The sequence below is a fragment of the Roseovarius sp. W115 genome (genome assembly GCF_032842945.2).
Lineage (GTDB): Bacteria > Pseudomonadota > Alphaproteobacteria > Rhodobacterales > Rhodobacteraceae > Roseovarius > Roseovarius rhodophyticola.
This window is the reverse complement of sequence record NZ_CP146606.1, coordinates 624801-649603: the sequence shown is the minus strand read 5'-3', so window position 1 is coordinate 649603 and position 24803 is coordinate 624801. Positions and strand designations below refer to the sequence as shown.

At 57.1% G+C, this 24803-nt stretch carries 25 protein-coding genes, 1 tRNA gene and 1 pseudogene; 14 read left to right on the top strand and 13 right to left on the bottom strand.

Going from position 1 to position 24803, the window contains the following annotated elements; translation table 11 throughout:
- Positions 1-2: 2 nt before the first annotated feature.
- Positions 3-1154 carry a 3,4-dihydroxy-2-butanone-4-phosphate synthase gene (ribB, locus tag RZS32_RS03270; protein ID WP_317055602.1) on the bottom strand — a complete coding sequence of 384 codons (1152 nt, stop codon included), beginning with the start codon at positions 1152-1154 and terminating at the stop codon, positions 3-5.
- A 188-nt stretch (positions 1155-1342) separates the two neighbouring features.
- On the opposite strand from ribB, the gene RZS32_RS03265 reads away from it, so the two are divergent.
- Positions 1343-1678 (top strand): hypothetical protein, encoded by a 336-nt coding sequence (locus tag RZS32_RS03265; RefSeq protein ID WP_317055601.1) that lies wholly within the window; start codon positions 1343-1345, stop codon positions 1676-1678.
- A 414-nt stretch (positions 1679-2092) separates the two neighbouring features.
- Here the strand turns inward: RZS32_RS03265 and RZS32_RS03260 are convergent, their stop codons facing one another.
- The 3 genes from RZS32_RS03260 to RZS32_RS03250 form a co-directional block, all read right to left on the bottom strand.
- Complete coding sequence (locus RZS32_RS03260) at positions 2093-2911, bottom strand: DUF2189 domain-containing protein (protein WP_317055600.1); 819 nt, start codon at positions 2909-2911, stop codon at positions 2093-2095.
- 154 nt (positions 2912-3065) lie between these two features.
- Positions 3066-3833, bottom strand: a complete 768-nt coding sequence (locus RZS32_RS03255; RefSeq protein WP_317055599.1) for a hypothetical protein — start codon at positions 3831-3833, stop codon at positions 3066-3068.
- Positions 3830-5137 (bottom strand): hypothetical protein, encoded by a 1308-nt coding sequence (locus RZS32_RS03250; protein WP_317055598.1) that lies wholly within the window; start codon positions 5135-5137, stop codon positions 3830-3832. The genes RZS32_RS03255 and RZS32_RS03250 overlap by 4 nt, the downstream gene beginning before the upstream one ends.
- 148 nt (positions 5138-5285) lie before the next feature.
- Here RZS32_RS03250 and RZS32_RS03245 point away from each other — a divergent pair, with 148 nt between their 5' ends.
- Complete coding sequence (locus RZS32_RS03245; protein WP_317055597.1) at positions 5286-5735, top strand: MmcB family DNA repair protein; 450 nt, start codon at positions 5286-5288, stop codon at positions 5733-5735.
- Positions 5736-5813: 78 nt separating this feature from the next.
- Here RZS32_RS03245 and RZS32_RS03240 read toward each other — a convergent pair whose 3' ends face one another.
- Positions 5814-6002 carry a DUF6324 family protein gene (locus tag RZS32_RS03240; protein ID WP_317055596.1) on the bottom strand — a complete coding sequence of 63 codons (189 nt, stop codon included), beginning with the start codon at positions 6000-6002 and terminating at the stop codon, positions 5814-5816.
- Positions 6003-6118: 116 nt separating this feature from the next.
- Here RZS32_RS03240 and RZS32_RS03235 point away from each other — a divergent pair.
- Positions 6119-6195: transfer RNA gene (locus RZS32_RS03235), tRNA-His, on the top strand.
- Positions 6196-6199: 4 nt separating this feature from the next.
- Here RZS32_RS03235 and RZS32_RS03230 read toward each other — a convergent pair.
- Positions 6200-6511, bottom strand: coding sequence for a DUF6476 family protein (locus tag RZS32_RS03230; RefSeq protein ID WP_317055595.1), 312 nt, complete (start codon positions 6509-6511; stop codon positions 6200-6202).
- On the opposite strand from RZS32_RS03230, the gene RZS32_RS03225 reads away from it, so the two are divergent.
- The 5 genes from RZS32_RS03225 (at position 6510) to RZS32_RS03205 (ending at position 11531) form a co-directional block, all read left to right on the top strand.
- Positions 6510-7550: an RluA family pseudouridine synthase gene (locus RZS32_RS03225; RefSeq protein WP_317055594.1), complete on the top strand. Its 1041-nt coding sequence runs from the start codon at positions 6510-6512 to the stop codon at positions 7548-7550. The genes RZS32_RS03230 and RZS32_RS03225 overlap by 2 nt on opposite strands.
- 174 nt (positions 7551-7724) lie before the next feature.
- Complete coding sequence (gene rpoH / locus RZS32_RS03220) at positions 7725-8621, top strand: RNA polymerase sigma factor RpoH (protein ID WP_317055593.1); 897 nt, start codon at positions 7725-7727, stop codon at positions 8619-8621.
- 99 nt (positions 8622-8720) lie between these two features.
- Complete coding sequence (locus tag RZS32_RS03215) at positions 8721-9758, top strand: alpha/beta hydrolase (RefSeq protein ID WP_339106804.1); 1038 nt, start codon at positions 8721-8723, stop codon at positions 9756-9758.
- A gap of 122 nt (positions 9759-9880) precedes the next feature.
- Positions 9881-11191 carry a methyltransferase family protein gene (locus tag RZS32_RS03210; RefSeq protein ID WP_317055591.1) on the top strand — a complete coding sequence of 437 codons (1311 nt, stop codon included), beginning with the start codon at positions 9881-9883 and terminating at the stop codon, positions 11189-11191.
- A gap of 70 nt (positions 11192-11261) precedes the next feature.
- The gene (locus RZS32_RS03205; protein WP_317055590.1) at positions 11262-11531 is read left to right on the top strand and encodes a DksA/TraR family C4-type zinc finger protein; all 270 of its coding nucleotides are present in this window, start codon (positions 11262-11264) and stop codon (positions 11529-11531) included.
- Here the strand turns inward: RZS32_RS03205 and RZS32_RS03200 are convergent.
- The 4 genes and pseudogenes from RZS32_RS03200 to RZS32_RS03185 form a co-directional block, all read right to left on the bottom strand.
- Complete coding sequence (locus RZS32_RS03200; protein ID WP_317055589.1) at positions 11494-12177, bottom strand: GNAT family N-acetyltransferase; 684 nt, start codon at positions 12175-12177, stop codon at positions 11494-11496. The two genes, RZS32_RS03205 and RZS32_RS03200, sit on opposite strands and share 38 nt — an antisense overlap.
- Before the next feature lie 58 nt (positions 12178-12235).
- Entirely contained in the window at positions 12236-14056 is a 1821-nt protein-coding gene (locus RZS32_RS03195) for a M3 family oligoendopeptidase (RefSeq protein WP_317055588.1), read from the bottom strand.
- Positions 14057-14166: 110 nt separating this feature from the next.
- Positions 14167-15761 (bottom strand): annotated as a pseudogene (locus tag RZS32_RS03190) (ATP-dependent DNA ligase).
- Positions 15758-16771 (bottom strand): ligase-associated DNA damage response exonuclease, encoded by a 1014-nt coding sequence (locus tag RZS32_RS03185; protein ID WP_317055586.1) that lies wholly within the window; start codon positions 16769-16771, stop codon positions 15758-15760. The pseudogene RZS32_RS03190 and the gene RZS32_RS03185 overlap by 4 nt, the downstream one beginning before the upstream one ends.
- 96 nt (positions 16772-16867) lie before the next feature.
- Here RZS32_RS03185 and RZS32_RS03180 point away from each other — a divergent pair, with 96 nt between their 5' ends.
- The gene (locus tag RZS32_RS03180) at positions 16868-17698 is read left to right on the top strand and encodes a fumarylacetoacetate hydrolase family protein (protein WP_317055585.1); all 831 of its coding nucleotides are present in this window, start codon (positions 16868-16870) and stop codon (positions 17696-17698) included.
- Here RZS32_RS03180 and RZS32_RS03175 read toward each other — a convergent pair.
- Together RZS32_RS03175 and RZS32_RS03170 are read right to left on the bottom strand one after the other, a co-directional pair.
- A complete protein-coding gene (locus tag RZS32_RS03175) occupies positions 17610-18644 on the bottom strand; it encodes an alpha/beta hydrolase (RefSeq protein ID WP_317055584.1) in 1035 nt (344 codons plus the stop codon). The two genes, RZS32_RS03180 and RZS32_RS03175, sit on opposite strands and share 89 nt — an antisense overlap.
- A 1-nt stretch (position 18645) precedes the next feature.
- Entirely contained in the window at positions 18646-18933 is a 288-nt protein-coding gene (locus RZS32_RS03170) for an SCP2 sterol-binding domain-containing protein (RefSeq protein WP_317055583.1), read from the bottom strand.
- Between the two features lie 70 nt (positions 18934-19003).
- Between RZS32_RS03170 and RZS32_RS03165 the strand changes: the two genes are divergently transcribed.
- From RZS32_RS03165 to RZS32_RS03145, 5 genes are all read left to right on the top strand, one after another.
- Positions 19004-19567 carry a tetratricopeptide repeat protein gene (locus RZS32_RS03165; RefSeq protein WP_317055582.1) on the top strand — a complete coding sequence of 188 codons (564 nt, stop codon included), beginning with the start codon at positions 19004-19006 and terminating at the stop codon, positions 19565-19567.
- Between the two features lie 18 nt (positions 19568-19585).
- Positions 19586-22375, top strand: coding sequence for a helicase-related protein (locus RZS32_RS03160; protein ID WP_317055581.1), 2790 nt, complete (start codon positions 19586-19588; stop codon positions 22373-22375).
- Positions 22376-22378: 3 nt separating this feature from the next.
- Positions 22379-22768 carry an RNA-binding S4 domain-containing protein gene (locus RZS32_RS03155; protein ID WP_317055580.1) on the top strand — a complete coding sequence of 130 codons (390 nt, stop codon included), beginning with the start codon at positions 22379-22381 and terminating at the stop codon, positions 22766-22768.
- Between the two features lie 51 nt (positions 22769-22819).
- Positions 22820-23158: a ferredoxin FdxA gene (gene fdxA / locus RZS32_RS03150; protein WP_317055579.1), complete on the top strand. Its 339-nt coding sequence runs from the start codon at positions 22820-22822 to the stop codon at positions 23156-23158.
- Between the two features lie 283 nt (positions 23159-23441).
- Positions 23442-23945: a CarD family transcriptional regulator gene (locus tag RZS32_RS03145; protein ID WP_422395952.1), complete on the top strand. Its 504-nt coding sequence runs from the start codon at positions 23442-23444 to the stop codon at positions 23943-23945.
- Between the two features lie 45 nt (positions 23946-23990).
- On the opposite strand, the gene cobS is transcribed toward RZS32_RS03145, so the two are convergent.
- Positions 23991-24746, bottom strand: coding sequence for an adenosylcobinamide-GDP ribazoletransferase (cobS, locus tag RZS32_RS03140; RefSeq protein WP_317055577.1), 756 nt, complete (start codon positions 24744-24746; stop codon positions 23991-23993).
- Positions 24747-24803: the final 57 nt, after the last annotated feature.

Here is a 24803-nt window from a genome sequence, read left to right as displayed (position 1 = left end):
GCTTATCCTTCACTCAATGGACGCGTGCCCACAATGGTAATCCCATAGGCATCAAGACCAAGATACCGTGTTTGCGGGCTGTCGGTCACGAGGATCAGATCCTGGATGCCCATGGTCGACATGATCTGCGCCCCAAGCCCGGTTTGTTTGATGGTGCGCGGTCCGTCGTCTTCTTCCATCTCGGAGGCCAGACGGGGGCGCGGTTGGCGGAACAGGAACACCGCACCACGTCCTTCGGCGGCGATGATTTCCATCGCACGCGGCAATTTGCCAGTGGGACGGCCAGTATCGGCTGCAAGGCCAATGCCCAACACATCCTCAAGCGCATTCAGAGCATGGGTGCGGGCCAAAACAGGGCTGCCATCTGTGATGTCGCCTTTGGATAGGACAACATGTTCAGTACCTGTGATCTGATCGGCAAAGATGCGCATATCCCAGTCTCCTCCATGAGAAGAATGCACAGTTTCATGCCGTACTTCCCGTACCAGGTTGTCATGCTTATGCCGGTAAGCGATCAGATCAGAGATGGTGCCGATCTTCATGCTGTGCGCCTTGGCAAATTCCACCAGATCTGGGAGGCGCGCCATGGTGCCGTCTTCCTTCATGATCTCGCAGATGACCCCCGAAGGGTTGAGCTGGGCGAGCCGTGCGATATCAACTGCCGCTTCTGTGTGCCCGGCTCGGACCAGCACGCCGCCATTCTTTGCCCGCAACGGAAAAATATGCCCCGGCGTTGCAATATGCGCCTGGGTGTTTTGTTCATTGATGGCGGTGGCGACCGTCAGGGCGCGGTCCGCGGCGGAAATGCCGGTGCTGACGCCTTCGCGCGCCTCAATGCTTACGGTAAACGCCGTCTCGTGGCGCGAGGAGTTGTTCACCGCCATCATCGGCAGACCTAGCCGGTCGATCCGCTCAGACGTCATCGGCAAACAAATAAGCCCGCGTCCATGTGTGGCCATGAAATTGATGACCTCTGGCGTGGCAAACTCTGCCGGGATCACCAGATCGCCTTCATTCTCGCGATCCTCATGATCCACAAGAATAAACATCCGTCCTGCCCGCGCCTCGGCAATGATCTCTTCGGTTGAAGAGATGGCCGCACGCAGTTCGGCCTCAATCGGCCCTGGCGTTTCGTAGGCTTGGATTTCCGACATGTCATCCCCCTGCGCATTGCAGGCCTGCCAGATACCGCAGGCTTGGGAGGATGGCCAGAGGGATATGTACCATTTCCCGGACGGAAAGCTGAGTTAAATGCGCCGCATATTCGGCCATTCACACAGCGTCACCCTTGTGGTGACGTCTCTTTGTGCTATCTTTTGCCGAGTGATCCGAAAGGCGCGTCATGCCTGAACTTATTCGACTATACATCGTCAATGTTATCATCGGCTTCTGCCTCGCGGCAGTGTTCGTGGCCATGTTGCTTTGGTTCAATGTCGCGAATCTGTGGCATCTTGTGACGCATTCGGACAAGGGGCTCTTGGCCGTGTTCCTTCTGTGGTTCTCAAACGGCATCATCTTTGCTGGCGTGCAGTTCGGTATCGCCGTGATGCGCCAGAAGGATGATGATGACGATGAGCCGCGTGGTGGTCTGGGTCAGCACGTCAATATGCGGCGTGAGCTCAAGACGATCCCAGTACGTGCCAATGAAGGCCGCGCGCCGTTCTGGCAGAAGAAATAATTCCAAGGTTTTGATACGAGATTGTTTGCATCCTGAGAGGGATGTGGTGTGACGGGACCACGCACAACCGTTTGGTTCTCTCATTCCCGAGGACCTGTATATACAGGTGGGCGCCAGGTAACCGGACCACGGCCCGGACAGAGCCAGCTCCCTCGGAATTGCTTAAGGCCACCGGAATGCAACCTGTCACGAGAAGGGCAGAACCCGTCACGCTTTGTAGGTAAGCCGTGTGGGATGGTGGGGCAAGGGGCTGGCGTGGTAAAAGCGTAAGCTCTTCGACCTGAAGCGTTTCGCGATTAACCTGAGACGCAGATGATCGCGAAACGCTTTAATACAGTGCTTAAGCTTGGACTCGAACGCTTTGTTCACGGGCACGACTTGTCTTAACGCGCCCCGAGACACGCTCCAAAGCGATCATGCGTCCGCGGATGTCACGGCCCGCTGGTAGAGGTGCCATGTGGTGTGGCCAAGGATCGGCAGTGTCAAGATGAGGCCTAGAAACGCCGGCAGCATGGACACCAGCATAGTGACCGAAATGATTGCTGCCCAGATGAGCATGATACCTGGGTTTTCCGTGACGACGCGAATGGACGTGAGCATGGCGGACACAAAGTCGATGTCGCGGTCGAGCAACATGGGCATGGCGACGACGGTCACCGAAAACAGAACGGCCGACAAAACTGCACCTGCGCAGGTGCCAATGGCAAGGAAGGTCCAGCCTTCCGGTGTGAAGAACACGGTGTTCAAGAACCCGTCAAAATCCGAGAAGGAGGCATCCTGCAGAATGATCGCCAACCAAAGCCGAACCTGATACATCCACACCCAGAAAATGAACAGGGTGACAAAGGCCATCCAGCCCATTTCGCGCTTACGTTGATTGGCCATAACGGTCAGGATTTCAGACCAGCCGAAACTTTCACCTTTCTGCAAACGTCGGGACATCTCATAAAGACCGGCAGCAGCGAAAGGCGCGATCAACGGAAAACCGACCATAGCAGGGATGATCATCCAGATCTTGCCAAGCCAGACCAGGCACCAAACAAAGAGAATGCCGAAAACCGCATAGAACAGACCGAAGAAACCGCTCATGAGGGGGCGGGCCAGAAAGTCGGTCAACCCGGCCCTCAGCGAAGCGCTGATATCACCTGCCGTTACCTTGTTTACATTGAGCATGGCTCGCTGCTCCGGCGTCAGATTTTTCGGTGGTGTAGGTTTTATGGTCTTGGACGTCATAACACACTTCTCCCAGAGCGTGGAACCGTGCTGCTCTGTTCTTTAACAGGCTCAGCGGTGACACAGACATCTCTCATCCGGTCACAAGCTTGCGACAGGTGACGCATAAAGGCCAGAGCGTGGCCATTAAGTTCGCTTGGCAGAGCCTCTTAAATCATTGCGCATCTACACTATCCACGACTCCAAATTTCCGCAACTCCTCGGGCAGCAGTACGTAAATTTCATCTGGCGGTGTGGTCAGCGCAGGAACCATGATCAGCGGGTCAATCCCCATCTCATCGAGATAGAGCATCACCTCGCCTTGACCGGCCTGAATATCCTCTACCGCGAAAGAGGCAGGCAGGAGGGTGCTTTCACCAAAGTAGTGTTGATGCACGCCCACTTGCGCGTTGCCATGCACGTCGCGTTCAACCCCGCCCATGAGGATATAGGGGCAGGCCGAGTAACAGTACTCGCCAGACAGCATGCGCGTGTTGATACCGGATTGGCGGATGTAGCGGCCCAGTTCTAGCGCGTCGCTGACCACGCCGCCAGGGGATTGCAGGATAAGCCATTCCGGGGCGGGTCGGGCATCCTGCAAAAGCTTGATGACGCGGTCCGCGTCGCCCTCGCTAACATCCCCTTCGAGCCGGTAGGTTGCATTCTCAACCTTGGTGAGCACCAGGCGGTCAGGCAATTGACCGGGGTCCCGAGCCGGGCGCGTGGCGGGGCGATCGCGGCCCGGGTTGAAGATGCGGCGCTGATCACCGGGGCGCACCGGTTCAGAGAGGCTCGGGGCATCCGGGCCAAAGCCGGGCAGGGCAAGGCGCGCCTGTTGCACATCGCCCAGAACCAGAAAGGCGCCGATGGCCAGCTGAAAAACCAAAACAGCAGTGAGAACACGCGCAACCAGCGGGCCTTTGGGTTTTGGGTCCTTGCTCATGGTTTGGTGCCCGTTGGTTTGGTCCCGGTGATCGGACTGATCTTGCCGTCTTTGGGGTTCTCAGCCGGGGGGCGGCGTGTGTCACGCGGGGCTTCTTCAATCTCGCGCGAGATGGCAATGGCGGCGCGCAGCTCGGCTACGGTCAACGTGTCTTCCACCGCACTGCCATCGCGCAGATGCCGGATCACGCTTTGGGTGATGGCGAGGATCAGCACCAGCACGGCAGGCAGAAGGTCAATGGCAATCGCGCCCGCCCAGGAGGGGACGAAATTGCGGGCATAGAGGATTACGGCATCGGCTGAGGAAATCGGGGTGTAGACGACCTCGGGGGCAGGCTCCAAAGCAGCGACATCCTGGGCTGCGGTCTCCAGCGTCATGGCGCGCTGACCCAAAACCTCCAACACGGATGTGATCGTTGCCGCTTGATCGCTCCGTCCCTCTGCTGTGCGGCTGTCGAGTTCGGGCAATACAACCGAGGCGGCCAGATCTTGCGCGGCGCGCTTCACCAGCGGGGCCACGGTGAGCTGCCGCATCTGCGTGATAAGCCCCTGCAGGCGTACAGCAGCCTCGGAAAACTCGACAGAGCGTGCTTCAACCGGGCCGGGCTCAACGGTCAGTGCGCGCATGCGGCTCAGAATGGCATTGCCCTCGGCGAAAGCTGTCTCAACTAGGGGTGACTGCTGGCCAATCTGGGCTTCAAGTGCGCTGAGCTCTGCTGATTTCTGACGTAACACGCGAAAGACCGCCCCACGCCCCGCAAGGCCAGAGAGATTGCCAGTGGCTTCCTGCTCACTTAGATCCTCAAAGGATTGACGCACGCGCGCGACGTCACGTTCAAGCGCCTGGCCGGTCAGAGCGATTTCATGCGCGCGCTCCAGACTTTGTTGATAATCCTGCACCGTCTTGGCCAGATGCTGTTCCACCGCCGCAGACCCTGCAAGCGCCGCAGCATTGAGCCAGCTCGACATGGCCACAATCGCGAGCGATCCCAGTCCCATAGCCCCCAGAAGCGCCACGCGGGCGCGCGCTGTGGTCACCGCAGGGTAAAGTCGTAGAAGATAGGACCAGAAGACAAAGATGCCGACAGAGACTGCCACCGAATAGGCCAACGCGGCAAAGGTCGACAGCGCTCCGGTGTCATCGAGAAGGGAGGAAACCCCGAGATACGTATAGATGCCCGACGCCACCGCCAGCACACCAAGCGCCGTCCCGGAGAACGTGTTGAGCCAGTCAATATGGCCTTCCAGCTCTTGCGCGTACCGCACTTGGCGCGCGCGTGCGCCGTCTTTTGAATTGTCAGACATAGACCCACTCCTGTGATGCCGACCCAGCCGTTCGAGTATGGAAACACGAGATGAAACATCAAGTCAGGCTCTCGTGATCAGCTGGGACTGCACAAAAAATAGGGGAAAGTCTTGCCAATGTTCCCGGTATGTTCGTATGTTTGGTGTCATGCAGGATGTAGTCACAGCCTTGAACACCCAGAAACCCGGCCAGCTTTTGGCGCGGGGCGTGTGCAGGCATTTGCTGGGCTATGATTTCGTCTGCGTCGAAGAATTCACACCGGAACGGGGCAAACGGGTGGATGTCATGGCGCTGGGTCCCAAAGGTGAGATTTGGGTGGTAGAGTGCAAATCAAGCCGGGCCGATTTTACCTCTGATGCCAAATGGGATGGGTATCTTGAATGGTGCGACAGGTACTTCTGGGCTGTGGATGAGGATTTCCCTACCGATCTTTTGCCCGAGGGCACGGGATTGATGATTGCCGATGCCTATGATGCGCAGATCATTCGTATGGCGCCCGAGATCAAGCTTGCAGCGGCGCGGCGCACAGCACTTACGCGCAGGTTTGCGCGCCAAGCGGCGCTTAGACTGCAGTCCGCTCGTGATCCGAACCTTTAAAGCAGGCGTTTTCTTGCAAGAAAACGCGACAGAAAATTCGAATTTTCTGGTCTGGAATTTTGGAAAATTCCACGTGACTTATCTTGTACGCCCCTCGGCCACCTTTGCCGCAGCCAGCAACTCCTCGGCAATCTCGCGCGCCTCATCAGGGTCGAAATCCATCGGAATTTCCGCCTGGCCCGCCTCGATGAACAACCGCACCATGCCTTGATCAGTGGGGCCGATTTGCAAGTTGGCTTCGATATCGCGTTCGTCGTTGATGCCCATGGTGGTCTCCCAAAGTGCAACCCGGGCTTAGCGCCAAGACGCAAGGCGCGCAAGTCGCTTGGTCCGCTCAAAGAGTCTTGCAATCGCACCGCGCAAAAGTTAAATCGACACCGCGTGCCGCCTTAGCTCAGTTGGTTAGAGCGCCTGATTGTGGATCAGGAGGTCCCCCGTTCGAGCCGGGGAGGTGGTACCACTCCTTATTTCCCGACCTCAATCGCAATTTCCTGCCGCAACTCGCCCGTTTCGGCGTTAAAGATCAGGATCTGGTTGTCTTCCGTCACCACCGCATACCAGCCATCGCCGCGCGTATAGGCCGTAGGGACCGTGCCGTCGGGCAGGGTAATCTTATCTGGCATTTCCGGGCCGAACGCGTCGGAGAACTTGGTGACAAAGAGCACCACGATCACTATGAACCCCACAACCATCACGGCGGTCAGCACGGTGACCAGAAGGCGCAGGTATTTCACCAGCCCGGGGTCGATGGGGTTTGGATCTGGAGTGTCATTCATGGGCGAAGCCCCTTCTAAGACGATTTCCGTGCGCATTGCGGCGGATCCGCCGCCTCGCCTTGATAAGGCGCTTGCGCGCGATGTGCCAGAGGCGGCGGCCTTGTCCCGCACGCGCCTGACGCGGCTGATTGCAGAAGGGTGCGTGCAGATAGGGGGCGCGCCGGTCATGGACCCCAAACGTAAGGTGTCCGAGGGAGACATTGTTGAGATTACCGTACCTCAGGCCGAAGAGCTTGATACAGTTGCGCAGGATATTCCTCTCGACGTGGTGCATGAAGACGCAGACCTCATCGTGGTGAACAAACCCGCTGGCCTTGTTGTGCATCCCGCACCAGGCAGCCCGGATGGCACGCTGGTGAACGCACTTTTGCATCATTGTGGCGACAGCCTTTCTGGTATCGGAGGTGAACGTCGCCCCGGCATTGTGCACCGCATCGACAAGGACACCTCGGGTCTTCTGGTTGTGGCCAAATCGGACAAGGCGCATCACGGGTTGGCGGCGCAGTTTGAAGCCCATAGCGTTGAACGAAAATACCTTGCCCTCGTGCATGGGATGCCAGATGCCGCCGATCCCCGCCTTCGTGGCATCAAAGGGGCCAGCTTTGAGGCTGGCAATATCCTTAAACTCACCACGCAACTGACACGCCATAAAACCGACCGGCAGAAGCAGGCTGTTGTGTTTCAAAGTGGCCGCCATGCCGTGACGCGCGCGCGACGCATTGAGACCTTTGGAAGTCCACCGCAAGTGTCACTGGTTGAGTGCTGGCTCGAAACCGGGCGCACACACCAGATCCGGGTGCACATGGCCCATGCCGGGCATGGTTTGGTTGGCGATCCGGTCTATGGCGGTCGGCGGAAAATGAACGCCCGAGCGCTCAATGAAGCGGGTTTTTCAGCCGTAGAGGCCTTTTCCCGTCAGGCGCTTCACGCAGCGGTTTTGGGCTTTGAGCACCCGGTTTCGGGTGAAGCCCTGCGGTTTGAAGCGCCTTTACCATCTGATTTTGCAGAACTATTGGGAAAACTGCGCAGTTCCACATGATTTGAAACAATTCCGCGCGGTTTTGCACCTTCACGTGAATACCCTGTCACACCACTGGCGGGCATCCGGCTGAGCATTCATATTCTGTTAAACAATTCAGTTCATCTGATCTTGAAAACAGCCCAGTTGTGCTTACATCAATGTTAAACCTTTAAACATTGGAGGGACGAGGACATGAGTAACTACGCAAATCTTCCCGCACCGTCACCAGAGGCCGGTCTGAACCGCTATTTGCAGGAAATCCGCAAATTCCCGCTGTTGGAACCGGAACAGGAATACATGCTGGCCAAGGCCTGGGTCGAGAAAGAAGATACCGACGCCGCCCATCAGATGGTCACAAGCCACCTGCGCCTGGCGGCCAAAATTGCCATGGGCTACCGCGGCTATGGCCTGCCGCAGGCCGAGGTCATCTCGGAGGCGAATGTAGGCCTGATGCAGGCGGTGAAACGCTTTGACCCAGAAAAGGGTTTCCGTCTGGCCACCTATGCCATGTGGTGGATCCGCGCCAGCATTCAGGAATACATCCTGCGCAGTTGGTCGATGGTCAAACTGGGCACGACAAGCGCGCAGAAAAAGCTTTTCTTCAACCTGCGCAAGGCCAAGGCGCGCATTGGCGCGTTGGAAGAAGGGGATATGCACCCCGACAATGTGGCGCGCATTGCGCATGATTTGGGCGTCACCGAAGACGAAGTGATCAGCATGAACCGCCGCATGTCGGGTGGCGATGCGTCATTGAATGCCACAGTGGGCTCCGAAGGCGAGGGCACCATGCAATGGCAGGATTGGCTCGAAGACGAGGATGCCGATCAAGCGGGTGACTACGAGGCCAAGGACGAGTTGGACGCGCGTCGTGAGCTTTTGGCTGAGGCGATGTCGGTGCTCAATGACCGTGAAAAAGATATCCTGACGCAGCGGCGCCTGAGCGACAAGACCATCACGCTTGAGGACCTGAGTGCGCAATACGACGTCAGCCGCGAACGCATCCGCCAGATTGAAGTGCGCGCGTTTGAGAAGCTACAAAAGCGCATGCGGTCCCTGGCACAGGAGAAGGGCATGTTGGCCTCAGTCTGACCCTTTCTTTTACCGATTGTTCGATGGCCCCTTCCGGAGATGGACAGGGGCCATTACTTTGCGCAGTGAAAAATTCAATCATGATTTGGATGACCCCAGGTGCGCCTTTTCCTTTTTGCCTGTTTTGTTGGTTTAACGGCTTGCGCACCCCGCGAAGCCGCACAATACGCAGCACCCGTGCCTGAGGCCCAGATCGAACAGGTCTATGTGGCCACGCAAAAGGCTTTGGACAATAACGGGCAGACCTTTGGCGAGCGGCGAACAGGCGAGATGAACTACTTTCGTGCGGCTGTCTCAGTTCCGCCAACCCATGAACCGGGTCGCATCGAATGGCCAGATGGCCCGCCAGATGCCGCGACCGATTTCGTCGTGACGGAAACCAAAGTTTATGAGACGCCCAATCAATTCCTACGGGACGTGAAATCAGAACGCTCGGGTTCTGAAACGCAAGTTTTCGTGCATGGCTTCAACGCGACCCTGTCCGATGGCATGTACCGCACCGCGCAAATGCATGCTGATTTTGGGCGCGGGGTGCCTACGGTGCTCTTTTCATGGGCCTCGGCGGGCGACCCGCGTGGTTACATCTATGACCGCGACAGTGTGCTCTACGCGCGCGACGACCTTGAAGACTTGCTCAAGCAGCTCACGCGGGGGCCCAATGACCGCGTTGTTCTGATTGCCCATTCCATGGGATCACAGCTCGTCATGGAGGTGATGCGTCAGGCGGCGCTTCGTGGAGATCGCACATTGCTCAATCGGATCAATGCGGTGGTTCTGATGTCGCCTGATATTGATCCTGATGTCTTTCGCAGGCAAGCCGAGGCCATCGGAGACATGCCGGATCCCTTCCTGATCTTCGTATCACAACAAGACCGTGCGCTGGGCCTTGCCAGTTTCATCACAGGTCGCAAGCCGCGCCTTGGCGTGATCAACAGCCCCGAAGCTGTGGCGGACTTACCTGTTCGGGTGATCGATTTTACTGCACTCGCCAACGGAGAAGGGCTTGATCACGCAGTCGCCACAACCTCACCTTCGGCAATTGCAGTGCTTCGAGGTATGATGTCCCAGGCAGGCGCGGGTGCGTCCGCTTTTCAACGTTACATGGTCCTGACGACATCGCCACCCATCGGCCCCTAAGACGCCATTTCGCCAAGCCTGAGCCAAATATTCGCCCCTTTCTTATGGTCTTAAAGGATCAAGGAAATATGGCCTGAAGCGTACATAGCTTTGCACAACAGGCTTTGACAAAGGGCAAGCAGGTGAAAAAGCTCGACACTGTCGCAAGCAATTGGACGGCGCTTATCGGATGCGTCTGTCTAGGTTTGGGCATTGCCTATCGCGCTGTTGTTCCCGCCGACAACGCCGTGTCTGGCGCGCTTTTTCTGGTGTTTTGCTATCTTGTACCCGTGGCGCTCTATGAGCTTGTTGTTCGCAAGATCCACCGCAGTCCCTCAACCGGCCTCAACTGGGAACAGATCCGTGCCGCGAACCCAAAGCGAGTCATGGTTAAACTCGTCGGGTTTGGCGCAGTAATCATGGCAGTCATTGCTATTCACGCTGTGTTCCGCATCTACGCGGTAGAGAGACTGATCCTGCCTCTCGCAGCGATGCAGATACTGCTGCCTCTTTGTCTGCCGATCATCATTGCGTATTTCGTCATCATTGACCGCCGCATGCGCGATCCGCATGACGGCTATCATGAATTCGGTCTTTGGCTTTTGCGGAGAAATCCAAACCCCGACTATTCTATTCTCAAGGACTTTGTCTTGGGCTGGGCCATTAAGGGGTTTTTCCTGCCTATCATGTTCGCCTATCTGACGCTCAATATGCCGGGTCTTCACGAGAACACCGTGCAGCTGGCGCAAGGGCCGGTGGCCGCCGTTCTTTACCTCACGACGGCGCTGGTGGTGGTCGAATTGACCATTGTCGTGGTGGGTTACGCCATGACGGTTCGACTTTTTGATGCTCATATCCGATCCCCCAACGGGCTCTTGGGGGCGTGGGTGGTCACGCTCATTTGCTATGAACCGTTCCGAGCCCTAGCGTCGGGAACGATTTACCCTTACCGCACGGATCGCGATTGGTCGGCGGTTGCCGGAGAGTATCCGCTACTCATGTGGCCGTGGATGGCGCTTATTCTTTTCGCGTTCGGGCTATGGGTCTGGGCGACGGCCATCTTTGGTCTGCGCTGGTCCAACCTGACCCATCGCGGCATCATCACCAACGGGCCATATGCCTTTACCAAACATCCCGATTATGTCGCGAAGAGCCTTTTCTTCTGGTTGACCGCCGCGCCATTCCTGACCGCCTTCACCACGTGGCAGGCGGTGACGGCCACCCTATCTCTCTTCGTTATCAACGCGGTCTACTATGGTCGTGCACGGATGGAGGAAAAGCACCTCTCAGAAGACCCGGCCTACGTCGAATATGCGCTGGCCATGAACGAACGCAGTGTGTTTCGCAGGCTTGCTCGGGCGTTGCCCTTCCTCATTTACAAAGCGCCGAATGCGCAATCTGACGATAAGCCAGTAGGCAAGGTTGATGCCCAACAGGGGCTGCCAGCTGAATAACCTGATCTCTCACCAGCGATTTGCGACCTGTCCTCAAACGGCTTAGTCTGTATGGAGGAAGGAGACTGCCATGGCCGGAGGCTGGGCGCGCGATGGCGCGGTGAATGAACAGATCGAGGCCTCAATCGAGGACGAGCTACAGCGTCTGAAGACCAAATCGCAACCCGTTGGAGATAGCTTCACGCATTGTGCCGAATGCGAAGAACCTATTCCAGAGGCACGCCGCACCGCTATTCCCGGCGTAAAGCTCTGCATAGATTGTCAGCAAGACCGGGACAGCACCTATAAGGCACGCGGCGGTATCAATCGACGTGGCTCGAAGGACAGTCAGCTGAAATAGGCAAACGCATCACGTCTTCCATGGCAATCCGGCCCTTGCGCTGTGGTCCGTCCAGCACCCAACCATGACGTTTGTAGAGCCGGATCGCATGGGAGTTATCCGCATCTACCGCAAGCCACAGACCAGAAACCAGATAGTGGCGCGCCACGTAGCCAGGTAGCTCTGACAGAAGCGCGTGACCAAATCCCTGCCCCTGAAACTGCGCTCCGATCAAAAGGCCGCGAAACCCATGCGTGCCTTTCGGCAGGCGCGCTACCGTGCGTGAAAAGTCTCGGTCGATCTTGAAAAAACCCACGACGTCATTGCCGTAGCGGGCGTAATGAAAATCTTGCAGCAGATCCGGTTCATTTGTCATCTCGGAAATCGTACCAACAAAATCAGCCTGCGTATCGGGCAAGCCAAGGTGCTTTACCTTGGCAACCTCTTCACGCAGCAGCGGTGCGAGGGTAAATGTTTTGGGCTTCCGCGCCGCCGCTCTGCCACGCAGCCTGCGATAGAGCGGCATAACATCAAGCGCTGCGACTCCAATCCCAAGAGGGATCATCCAGAAACCGAGAATGGGTAGGAACCCAAAGGTACCGCCTACAATCAATAGGATGCCAAGGGTTAGCCGCAGACCCGGCGGCACGTTCACCCTGACCGTCACGAGCGCGCGTTTTATCCGTCCGCGAGGGGTATAGTGGCCGGTGCCGCGTGGCAGGGGTTCAGCCCTCCATCGCCTCAAGCTCATCAATAAAGCCAGAGATCATCGACAAACCCTTGTCCCAGAAGGCCGGATCAGAGGCGTCCAAGCCGAAGGGAGCCAAAAGCTCTTTGTGGTGCATCGACCCGCCTGCTTTGAGCATGTCGAAATACTTGTCCTGAAACCCGTCCGGATTTTCCTCGTAAACCGCATAAAGCGCGTTCACCAACCCGTCGCCAAAGGCATAGGCGTAGACGTAGAAGGGTGAATGCACGAAATGCGGGATATAAGCCCAGAATGTCTCGTACCCGTCCATGAACTCAAAGGCAGGCCCAAGGCTTTCGCCTTGCACCGACATCCAGAGCGCGCCGATATCTTCAGGTGTTAACTCCCCCTCGCGGCGCGCGGCGTGCAGTTTGCATTCGAAATCATAGAACGCGATCTGTCGCACGACCGTGTTGATCATGTCCTCAACTTTGCCCGCAAGAAGCACCTTGCGCTCGGCCTGATCCTTGGCCCCGTCGAGCATCTTGCGAAAGGTTAGCATCTCGCCGAAGACCGACGCCGTTTCGGCCAGAGTGAGCGGTGTTGAGGACAATAGCTCGCCTTGCTCAGCCGCCAGCACCTGATGCACACCATGGCCCAACTCATGCGCCAGCGTCATCACATCACGCGGTTTACCGAGATAGTTCAGCATCACATACGGATGCACATTGGTCACCGTAGGATGTGCAAACGCTCCGGGCGCCTTGCCAGGTTTCACGGCCGCATCAATCCAGCCTTTGTTGAAGAACGGATCAGCAAGATCGCCCATGCGTGGATCAAATGCGCTATAGGCCTCCATCACCATTTTCTGCGCCTGCGGCCAGTCAATGACGCGCGTTTCTTCCATCGGCAGGGGCGCATTGCGGTCCCAGACCTGCATTGTGTCGAGGCCCAGCCACTTACGCTTAAGCTCATAATAGCGATGGCTCAGCTTGGGATAGGCCGCGACCACTGCGTTGCGCAGCGCCTCGACCACCTCGGCCTCCACATCGTTGGACAAGTGCCGCCCGGTTTGCGCCGTGGGCATGTTGCGCCAGCGGTCAAGGACTTCTTTTTCCTTGGCCGATGTGTTGTGTACACGGGCAAAGACTTTGATGTTGTCTTGAAACACACGCGCCAATTCGCGGCTAGCCGCCTCGCGTTTGTTACGATCCTGCTCGGTCAGAAGGTTGAGCGTCGCCTCGATGCCCATCTCATCGCCGTCCACATCAAAAGTCAGACCGGCAATGGTTTCGTCAAAAAGGCGTTCCCATGCGTCCCCTACAACACCCAGATCATGCAGGAATTTCTCAAGTTCATCAGAGAGTTGATGCGGCTTCATAGCCTGAATACGTCGGATCACAGGTGCGTAGCGAGCCAGATCAGCATTCTCCGCATACATCGCCTTCAATGCATCTGCATCCAAGCGGTTCAGCTCAAGCGTGAAGAACACCAAAGGCGTGGTGAAATTGGTGATTTTCTCCTGGCAGTCGGACATGAACTTGGCACGCTCGCCATCCGTTGTAACCTGATAGTACCGTAGCCCGGCATAGGACATGATGCGCCCGGCGATGTTGGAAATTTTTTCATTACGTTCAATACATTTGAGCAGACCGTCCGCACCGAGATCGCCAAGCTTACCCTCGTAATCGGTCGCAAAACTGGCGCACGCGCCTTCTAACCAGTCCAGGTCGCGTGTGAGTTCTGGCGCATCCTCGCCGGTGTAGAGATCATCCAGGTTCCATTCCGGCAAATCGCCAAGATTGTCAGCGCCCGAGGCAGCATTGGCATCGCGGACAGGAAAGGGAAGATGGATCATGGGACACTCCGGAGTAACGTTTTGTCTGACATAGGCGGGGTAGGGCGGGGCCTCAACCCCAAGTCTTTTCTGAAAAGACATGGGCTAAGCCTTTTGAGGGCTTTTGCTCTTCAGCCGTATTGCTTCAGCATCTCACGCAGGTCCTCGATTGTATTGGCCTCATCCACCGGTTTGTCATGTCGCCAGCGTTTCATGCGCGGAAAACGAAGGGACAGGCCGGATTTATGACGGGTACTTTCCGCAATGCCTTCAAAGGCGATTTCAAATACATGCTCGGCGCGCACCTGCCTCACCGGACCAAAGCGCTGCAACGTGTTTTTGCGCACCCAGTCCGTGATCTTGCGGAATTCCGCGTCCGTGAGGCCGGAATAGGCCTTGGTGAATGGCACAAGCTCATTTCCGTCCCGAACCGCAAAGGTGAAATCGGTAAACAGGTTGGCGCGCCGTCCGTGACCTTGTTGGGCATAGATCATCACCGCATCAATCGTCAGCGGATCGAGCTTCCATTTCCACCAGTCCCCTTTCTTGCGGCCCGTATGATAGGGGCTGGACGCGCGCTTGATCATCAGCCCTTCGGCGCGTTCTTCGCGGGCTGTGCTGCGTAAATCGGCGAGTGTTTTCCAAGATTTGAACGGAAGCACAGAAGACGAGCGCAACGGTGCATCCTCTGGCAGGGTGCCCAATATGGCATCAAGCCTAGCGCGCCTCTCTGCGAACGGCACTTCGCGCAGGTCCTTTCCGTTCTCCTCCAGAAGATCATAGGCCAGCACGATCACAGGCGCGTCTTTCAGCAACTTCTTCGGTACGGTCTTACGACCGATCCGCTTTTGCAGCGCATTGAAGGGCAGGGGCGCAGTACCGTCCCAAGCCACAATCTCTCCGTCAATCACGGTGCCATCCGGCAGAAAGTCCCGCGCACGCGCCAGTTCGGGAAACCGGTCTGTCATCAATTCCTCGCCACGTGACCAGACGAAATGCTCGCCGCCGCGCAGAATGAGCTGACCGCGAATGCCATCCCACTTCCATTCCGCGAGCCAGTCTTTGGGATCTCCCAATGCCTCGGGCCCATCATCGTCCAGCCCATACGCAAGGCAAAAGGGTAGGGGCGCGAGAGATCCGCACCTGAATCGGGCGCCTCGATCAAGGCCTCCCATGTTGTTGTGTCTGGCGTCCAATCCCCCATCAAGCGATGCGCCAGTTCGGCCTCATCGCGGCCCGTGGCCTGCGCCAAAGCGCGGGTCATGAGCTTGCGGCTCACCCCGATACGAAACCCGCCTGTCAGAAGCTTGTTGAACACCATGCGTTCCTGCGCGCCCATCTGGTCCCAGGCCTCCAACACAGCCGCTTTGCGCGCCTCTTCCTTCTGCGTGTTCAGGGCACGGAGCCTGCCGATCCATGTGCTCAGGCTCTCATCCTGATCCCGTGTGGCCGGGGGCAGGACAAGGGCGATGGTTTCCGCCAGATCGCCTACAATCGGGTAGCTTTCCTCGAAAAGCCACAATGGGATATCGGCGCCTTCTGCCGCCCATTCCCGAAGCTTTGTTGTGGTGATCGCGCGGCGTGGTCTGCGCCCGGAAAACAGCGCGACAGTCCATAGCCGATCCTCAACAGGCGCATCCGCAAAATATCTTGCCATTTCAGACGTTTTGGCAGAGGTCTTCGTCGTTTGATCCAGCGTGGCATAGAGTGCGGTGAACCGTTTCATGCGGCGTCACCGTCATCTGTCGCAGCATCTAACGTCTCACCGGTGAACTCTGTTGGAACGATTTCAGTATTTAACCCGCTTTCCTTCAGCCATCGCGCAAATATATCCGTATAACCATGTGTAACATATATATTTTCCGCATTCGTTTCTCTGATCGCCGTATTCAACCCCGGCCAATCGGCATGATCGGACATCACAAACCCACGATCCACAGCACGTCGCCGTCGCACCCCACGCAGACGCATCCAGCCACTTGCGAAACCAGTTGAATTGGGCCTGAACCGTCGTGCCCAAGTGCTTCCAAGCGCGCCCGGTGGCGCAAGAACCATCGCGCCGGGATGAGATTTGGGATCAAGATCAGGTGTTACATGGCATGTGTTGGGTAAGGCCAACCCCTGCGCGCGCAATACCGCATTGGTGTTTTCCACTGCGCCATGGGTCAGAATCGGTCCGATGGACGGATCCAAAAGCGACAAAACGCGCTGTGCCTTACCCAGCGAGTAGGCCTCCAAAAGGCTGAACATACCTTTGGCCGCGTTTCCCGCCCACCACTCGTTGATTTCCTTTGCAACGATGTCTTCCTGCGCCCAGGTGAACACAGGCAGGCCGAAGGTGCATTCCGAGATGAAACTGTGACAGCGCACCGGTTCAAACGGCTCAGACAAGCGATCCGGCTCGGTTTTATAGTCGCCCGAGACAACCCAAACCTCGCCTTTCACCTCAACCCGTATTTGCGCCGATCCGGGGACATGGCCTGCGGGATGAAAAGAAACGGTCGCGTCCCCTATCTGCTTCGCCTCACCATAGCGCACAGTTTCAAGTGTGATCTCACCCAACCGATGCCGCATCACCGGTGCGGCGGATACGGTGGACAAGTACCGTTGATGCCCCGGTCGTGCATGGTCCGCATGACCATGGGTGATCAGAGCCCGATCTACCGGCTTCCATGGGTCGATGAAAAAGTCACCGGCAGGGCAATAGATGCCATGGGGTTTGAATTCTAAAACCATAAGCCAAGTTTAGCGTGGTCTCACGCCATGACCATATCCGCGCTTGCGGCGGGGTCACACGCCGGTATCGTGAGGGCAGAAGTAAGGGAGAATGGCATGCGATTTCTACGCTATGGGGCACTGGGCGAGGAAAAGCCCGGCGTTTTGGATAAAGACGGCAAGATCAGGGATTTGAGCGCTGTTATGTCCGATCTTTCAGGGGCTTACCTGGCTAACCTGTCCTCCATTGATCCCGAGCGCTTGCCTCTTGTCTCCGGCGATCCACGGATTGGGCCGCCGGTTGGCCATCTGGGCAAACTTGTGTGCATCGGGCTTAACTATACCGACCACGCCGAAGAGCTTGGGATGCCATTTCCCGATCACCCCGTGGTCTTTATGAAAGCCACGTCTGCGATCATCGGTCCCAATGACACTGTCAGACTGCCGCGCGGTTCGACCCATGGCGATTGGGAGATTGAACTTGGTATCGTGATCGGAAAACCAGCGTCTTACGTGAGTGAAGACGCGGCACTCGATCATGTCGCTGGCTATACTATCGTCAACGATGTTTCCGAACGGCGTTTTCAGATGGAGCTTTCGGGCCAATGGACCAAGGGCAAAAGCTGTGACACGTTTGCGCCCATCGGTCCCTGGCTGGTTACGCCGGATGAGGTGGGCGACGTGCAAAATCTGTCGCTTTCATTGGATTTGAATGGCGAACGCATGCAAACCGGCTCGACCTCAAAGATGATCTTTTCGGTCGCCCATATCATCTCTCATCTGAGCGAATTGATGACGTTGCATCCCGGGGACGTGATCGCGACAGGGACACCGCCGGGCGTCGGTATGGGGCAAACCCCTAAGCGTTTCCTGTCCGAAGGCGATGTGATGGAGCTTGCGATTGAGCATCTGGGGCAGCAGAGGTTGCCTGTGGCTCGCATGCCGTAATGCTCTGATAATTTGCGAAAAACTTGGTGACGCAGGCGTCTGCTCGGGTGCGTGTGCCGGTTTCTTCCATCAAAACCTCGTGCCGCGCGCCCTCGGCCAAATCCAGTATCGCACTGGGCCACCTTGCCACACGGTCATGGATGCGGGCGGGGTCGACAATGTCTTCATCCGTGCCGAGCAAGACCAGGCAGGGTACGTTTGGAGAGGCCATGTTGGACAAGGCACGCGTCTCTGCGAGGCCTTCGTACAACCAGCGCAGGCTTGGTCCGCCGACCCGAAGCTCAGGCTGCTCTACGACATGACGGATCATGTAATCATACATCTGCGTGTCAGTGGTCAGGCGATTGGTTTCAAAAGGTTCACTCAACACATACGCCTCTGGCAAAGTGCCGGGCGCATAGCGTTGGTCAAAGCCTAGATACCGGCTGGCCCAGGACAGGGCCCAGGCAAAAGGGCGTATATGGGGCGACATGTGAATGCCCCACATGGGCGCAGAAAATGCGGCTGCTTCCACCGGCATGCCATCCATCAAGGATCGAAGGCCGATGCAGCCTCCCATTGAATGCCCCAAAAGAAACCACGGCTTGGGAAGGTCAAGCGCCTCAGCCGCCTCAATCATTGCGGAAACGTCTAGCTGATAGTCAGCGAAATCATGAACATGGCCCAGTATCGGGTCGGATGCCACGCGATCGGCCAGCCCTTGGCCACGCCAGTCAATGACGGCGACGTGCAGCCCCGCACGGCTTAGGTCAAGGGAGGTTTTCCCATATTTTTCAACATATTCAGTGCGGCCCGGAAACAGGTACACCGTTCCTGTGATGCCCTCGGATTGCCCCGGCCATACCCCAAGCCGCAAACGCACGCCATCCTTTGCCGTGATCCAATAGGCAGCACCCCCATCGGGGCCCTCGGCCATATCAGAGAAAAACGGCGCGCTTTGCATCATATCAGCTCAGAACACTGCCAAGTTTCATGGCCATGCCCATGTCACCATCTACAGCCAGCTTGCCGGACATGAAGGCAGCGGTGGGATCAAGATCACCCGCCAGAATGGATTGGAAGGTGTCAACATCCGCGGTCAGCGTGACATCGGTGTCATCATCGCCTGCACGTACACCATCATCATCGATCACAATGGCCCCTTCGCCTTCGATGACGAATTTCGCACTGCCATCCAGGCCGCCGCTCATCTTGCTGCTCAAAGCCTCTACTGCGGCTGCCACTACGTCGCTCATGTCTTGTCCTCCAAATTGTGACTTGTCAGGACTATGAATCCTGACCCGGTGCGCTAAATTCTAGCGCACTATGAGCATTAAACATATCTTTCACAATTCTATCGTCGCGGCACTTTTGGCGACAGTCATGTTTTCCTTACCTCTTGCTGCGGAAGAAACCCGCCTTGACGGCTTGTTTGAACAGTTGTCTGAGGCAGAGGAAAAGGACGAGGCACGCCGTGTGGCCAAAGAAATCGAGCTGGAACTCACCAGGTCCGGGTCTGCTTCGGCAGATTTACTGCTCAAACGCGGCACAGATGCGCTTGACGCTGGGGATGTGACGAAAGCAATAGAACATTTGACGGCGCTCACCGATCATGCGCCGGATTTTGCCGAAGGCTGGCACATGCGCGCCGTGGCCTATTCAGAGGCGGAACTCTTTGGTCCCGCCATGGCCGATATCGAACGTGCCCTGGCACTGGAACCGCGTCACTATAATGCGATTGCAAGCCTCGGTGGCGTTCTGGCGCAGATCGACCGGCTGGATATGGCCAAAGAGGCGTTTGAGTTGGTTCTGGCTATACATCCCCATCACGAAGACGTATCCGAAGCGCTGGAACATATCGAGCGCGAGATCGGCGGCTCGGAACTCTAATCAATGAGGGAGCGGCCTATGGCCGAGCAGTCCAGGGTCCTCGCGGTCCTCGGCCCGACCAATACCGGCAAAACGCATTACGCGATCGAGCGGATGCTGGGGTATCGCACTGGAATCATTGGGCTTCCTTTGCGTCTCTTGGCGCGTGAGGTCTATGACAAGATCGTAGCGGCGCGCGGACCCTCTGTTGTGGCTTTGGTCACAGGTGAAGAGCGGATCGTGCCGCCGCGCACGCAATACTGGGTGTGCACCGTCGAGGCGATGCCCGAAGGCGTGGGCGCCGATTTCGTGGTTGTGGACGAAATTCAGCTATGTGCTGATCCGGAGCGTGGCCATGTGTTTACCGACAGGCTTTTGCGCATGCGTGGATTGCGAGAGACCCAGTTTCTGGGTGCACACACCATGCGCGGTGTCATTTCCCAGCTGGTTCCCAAGGCGGAATTCATCGGTCGAACCAGAATGTCCAATCTGACCTACGCAGGTTCGAAAAAGATAAGCAAGATGCCAGCCCGCAGTGCAATAGTTGGATTTTCAGTTGAGAATGTATATGCCATAGCCGAGCTTTTGCGCCGTCAAAAGGGTGGTGCAGCGGTGGTTATGGGCGCTTTGAGCCCCCGGACACGAAACGCACAGGTCGACCTCTATCAAAATGGGGATGTCGACTACCTTGTGGCCACAGATGCCATCGGCATGGGCCTCAACCTCGATATCAATCACGTCGCATTTTCCTCACTGAGCAAATTTGACGGGCGGCGGATGCGCGTGCTGGCCCCCAATGAACTGGCGCAGATCGCCGGGCGCGCTGGTCGCGGGATGAGTGATGGAACCTTCGGCGTCACGGGTGAGGCCCCCGATCTGCCCGATGACATGGCACAGGCCATCATGGATCACCGTTTTGCGCCCTTGCGCAAGCTGGAGTGGCGCAATGCCAATTTAAGGTTTGGCACGGTTGAGGCTCTGATTGCGTCGCTAGAAGAGAAACCAGGGGACGAGTTGCTCGTGCGAGCCAGAGAGGCGGATGACCTTATCGCCTTGAAAACACTGGCCGCGCAAACCGAGATACGCGCGCGCGCCGGTGATGCGCAATCGGTTAAGCTGTTGTGGGACGTCTGCCGCGTGCCGGATTTTCGCGGGATTAGCCACGCCGAGCATGCGAGCCTTTTGGAGCGTATTTTCAGCGATCTGCACCAGGATGGTCGCGTATCCGAAGACTGGTTTGCCGCGCAGGTGCGTCGGATCGACCGGACCGACGGGGATATCGATACGCTTTCCAAGCGCTTGGCATATATCCGCACATGGACCTACGTGGCGCAACGAAATGGCTGGATTGCAGATGAAAGCCATTGGCGCGAGGCCACGCGCGCTGTAGAAGACCGCGTGTCAGACGCACTCCATGAGGCGCTGACCCAAAGATTTGTGGATCGGCGCACGTCTGTATTGTTGCGCCGACTCAAACAGAAGGAGGCCATGGTGGCCGAAGTGAACGACAAAGGTGAAGTGACGGTTGAGGGCGAATTCGTCGGCCGTCTGGATGGGTTCCGGTTTATTCAGGACAAAACCGCCGGTGGCCAAGAGGCCAAGGCCGTCAGTCAGGCAAGCCTGCAAGCGCTGACGCCGCATTTCCATTTGCGCGCGGACAAGTTTTACAACGCGCCTGATACCGAAATCGACTTTACCGAACAGGGCGGTTTGATGTGGGGCGAGTACGCGGTGGGCAAGCTTGTCGCCGGCGCCGATCCCCTGAAACCTCAGGTCAGCGCATTTGTGGACGAAGCCGCCGGAGCCGATGTGGCGCAGAAAGTGCAACGCCGCCTGCAGCACTTCATCGATCGCAAGGTGGCCACATTGTTTGAGCCGCTGTTGAATATTCAACGGGATGAGACGCTTACCGGGCTGGCCCGCGGCTTTGGGTTCCAGCTTGTGGAAGCGTTTGGAATTATCCCACGCGGTGAAGTGGCTGATGAGGTCAAGTCACTGGATCAGGACGCGCGCGGACAGCTTCGCAAGCATGGCGTCCGTTTTGGTCAATTTACGATCTTCATGCCATTGCTTCTGAAACCTGCGCCAACAAGACTGCGGCTTGTGCTTTGGTCTTTGGCCCAGGGTCTCGATGAATTCCCTGAATCGCCACCGCCAGGTCTGGTGACTGTGCCATCCGGTACGGCGCATCCGCGCGGGTATCACACGATGTCCGGGTATCGCGCGGCGGGTGAACGCGCCGTGCGCATCGATATGCTGGAACGACTGGCCGATATGCTGCGCGGTGAGGACAGCCGCGGCGGCTTTGAGGCCAATCCGGACATGCTCTCGATCACGGGCATGACGCTGGAGCAATTTGCCGACCTGATGCAGGGGTTGGGGTACAAAGCTGAGCGCGGGGAGCGCGAAAAGGTCAAACCGACCCCTGCCGAAGATGCGCCCCCAGTGACGACCGAAACGGCCGAGGCCAAGCCGGAAGAAACGAAGCCCGAAGTGACAGATGCTGAGGCGATGGCATCTGAGGAAGATGCTACTGCACCCAAATCTGAAACTGCTGAAGTTCTTGAAGAAAAAACAGAAAACCCCAATGAAGGCCCCGAACAAGAAGTGTTCTTCACCTTCACATGGGCGGGTCGAGCGGCTCGCGCTCGCACGGATCAACGCCGCACCGGCGGCAAGCCCAAACCCAAAGGCGGCAAGCCGGGCAAGGGCAAGCCCAGACGTGATGCAGGGCCAAAGACCTTTTCGTCAAAGCCTTCCAAGAAAGACAAAATCGACCCCGACAATCCCTTTGCAGCCGCATTGATGGGGTTGAAGGACAAAGGGTAACGCGTGAGCGACACGCCTGAGAGCAAAATCCGTCTGGACAAATGGCTCTGGCACGCCCGGTTTTTCAAAACCCGCGGCCTGTCAGCGAAACTTGTGTCGGGTGGTCATGTTCGCGTCAATCGTGTGAAGGTTTCAAAACCATCGCATGCGGTGGGCTCTGGCGATGTGCTGACCTTTCCTCAGGCCCGAGACATTCGTGTCATCCGCATTGTCGCGGTTACGGACCGGCGCGGCCCGGCCCCGGAGGCACGGGCACTTTACGAAGATTTGGATCCACCGCAGGCGCGCCCCAAGGAGATCCTTCCGCAATCCCCGCAGTTTGAGGGAAAAGGGCGTCCCACCAAGCGAGATCGTCGCAAACTCGACCTTAACCGTCCAGATAAGCTTGAATGACGCGAAACCTTGAATTAGGTGAGGCGAGAGACGGATGAACGAGAGCCGAAGATGACCTATATCGTCAACGACAACTGCATCGAGTGCAAATACACCGACTGTGTCGAAGTGTGCCCCGTGGATTGTTTCTATGAGGGTGAGAATATGTTGGTCATCCATCCGGACGAGTGCATTGACTGCGGGGTCTGTGAACCAGAATGCCCCGCGGACGCCATTCGCCCAGATACTGAGCCGGATATGGAAAAATGGGTCGAGTTTAACCGCAAGTATTCCGAGATGTGGCCGGTCATCATCACTAAGAAAGACCAGATGCCAAATGCCGATGAGCGCGACGGCGAAGAAGGCAAGCTTGAAAAGTACTTCTCGGAGAACCCAGGCGAAGGCGGCTAAACCGATTCGTTTGGTTTTCAGGTCTGTGATCCAGCCCAAAGACACCGCGTTTTTTGGCCATGTGTTTGAATTTTATCACCAAATTTATGTGACGCTGCGGTCAGACTTTCGCGAAGCCGTTTTTTGTGATACATTCTCGTTACAAATGTAGTCCACTGCTCAATATCCATTTCGCCCAAGCTGCCGCATGGGGATGGATTTTTTGCGCCTGGGCCCCGAAGATAAGCCGTTGGCCACGTCTGACGCACCCCGATAACGCGATAAGGAAAACCTGAATGAGCAAATCGAAAAGTCCGAGTTCCGGCCTGATGACTACGTCGTTTACCCGGCGCATGGTGTGGGTCAGATTCTTTCCATCGAAAAGCAAGAGATTGCCGGGATCGAATTGGAACTCTTTGTGATTTCTTTTGAGAAAGACAAGATGACGCTTCGCGTGCCGACGCACAAAGCGACTGAGATCGGTATGCGTAGCTTGTCGAGCCCCGATGTGGTGTCCAAAGCGATGACGACACTCAAGGGCAAGGCCAAGGTCAAGCGTGCCATGTGGTCTCGCCGGGCGCAGGAATATGAGCAAAAGATCAACTCTGGTGATCTTATTGCGATTGCCGAGGTGGTCCGCGATCTTCACCGCACTGATGACCAGCGTGAGCAAAGCTATTCTGAGCGTCAGCTTTATGAAGCGGCACTTGAGCGCTTGACGCGTGAAGTGGCTGCTGTGGGTGGCGGTGACGAAGTGCAGGCCGCCAAGCAGGTTGACGATGTGCTGGTGTCGCGCGCGGCAGCCTAAGCATTTGAAAAAATAGAAAAGCCGCGCTGAGAAGTGCGGCTTTCTTTATGGCAGGAGGCAAAGCAGTACAGCGATTTCGACCATCTGCTGTGTTGCGCCCAGGATGTCCCCGGTTTGACCGCCGATCCGTTTATGCGCCAGATATCCCAAACCCCATGTGATCAGTGCCGCGCAAAGACCGGCGATCAGGATCAGACCTCCCAACAGGAAAATCCCCAGTACCACCGCGATCAGAACGGCCATCGCTGCGGCGTTGTCTGGCACGCGTCCAACGTCATGAGACAATCCAGTTGATCGCGCATGTGGCAGCAGGGCCATCAGAACGGGCATCGCGGCGCGGGATAGAAGGGCAGAGGCCAAAAGGGCAGGGACAGCAAATTGTGCTCCGGCTTCAAACAGTGCCGTCAATGCGGCCCATCTTGCCGCCAGAGACAGGACGAGGGCAATCACGCCATACGCGCCAATCCGACTGTCCTTCATGATCTCAAGGCGTCGTTCCTTGGTCCATCCCCCCCAAAGCCCGTCGACTGTATCCGACAGGCCATCTTCATGCATGGCGCCGGTGGTAACAACCAGAATGCTCAACGAAATCAGAGCACTGATCGCTGGGCCCCAACCAAGCCATCCCGCCAGCATACCGCCCAAGGCCGCGAGCCCTGCGGGCATCAGTCCCACAATGGGATAGGTCCACGCGGCGCGTGCATTGCGTGAGGTGTCGCCCACACGCACTGGAATACGCGTCAAAAGGGACATAGCCAGGGCCAAATCCTGCACGCGCATCAGTTCTCGGTCGTTTTTCATCGCTTTCGCGGCCTTTTCCATCTGTGCCCCGACCCATGCCTGCGATACACGAAAGGG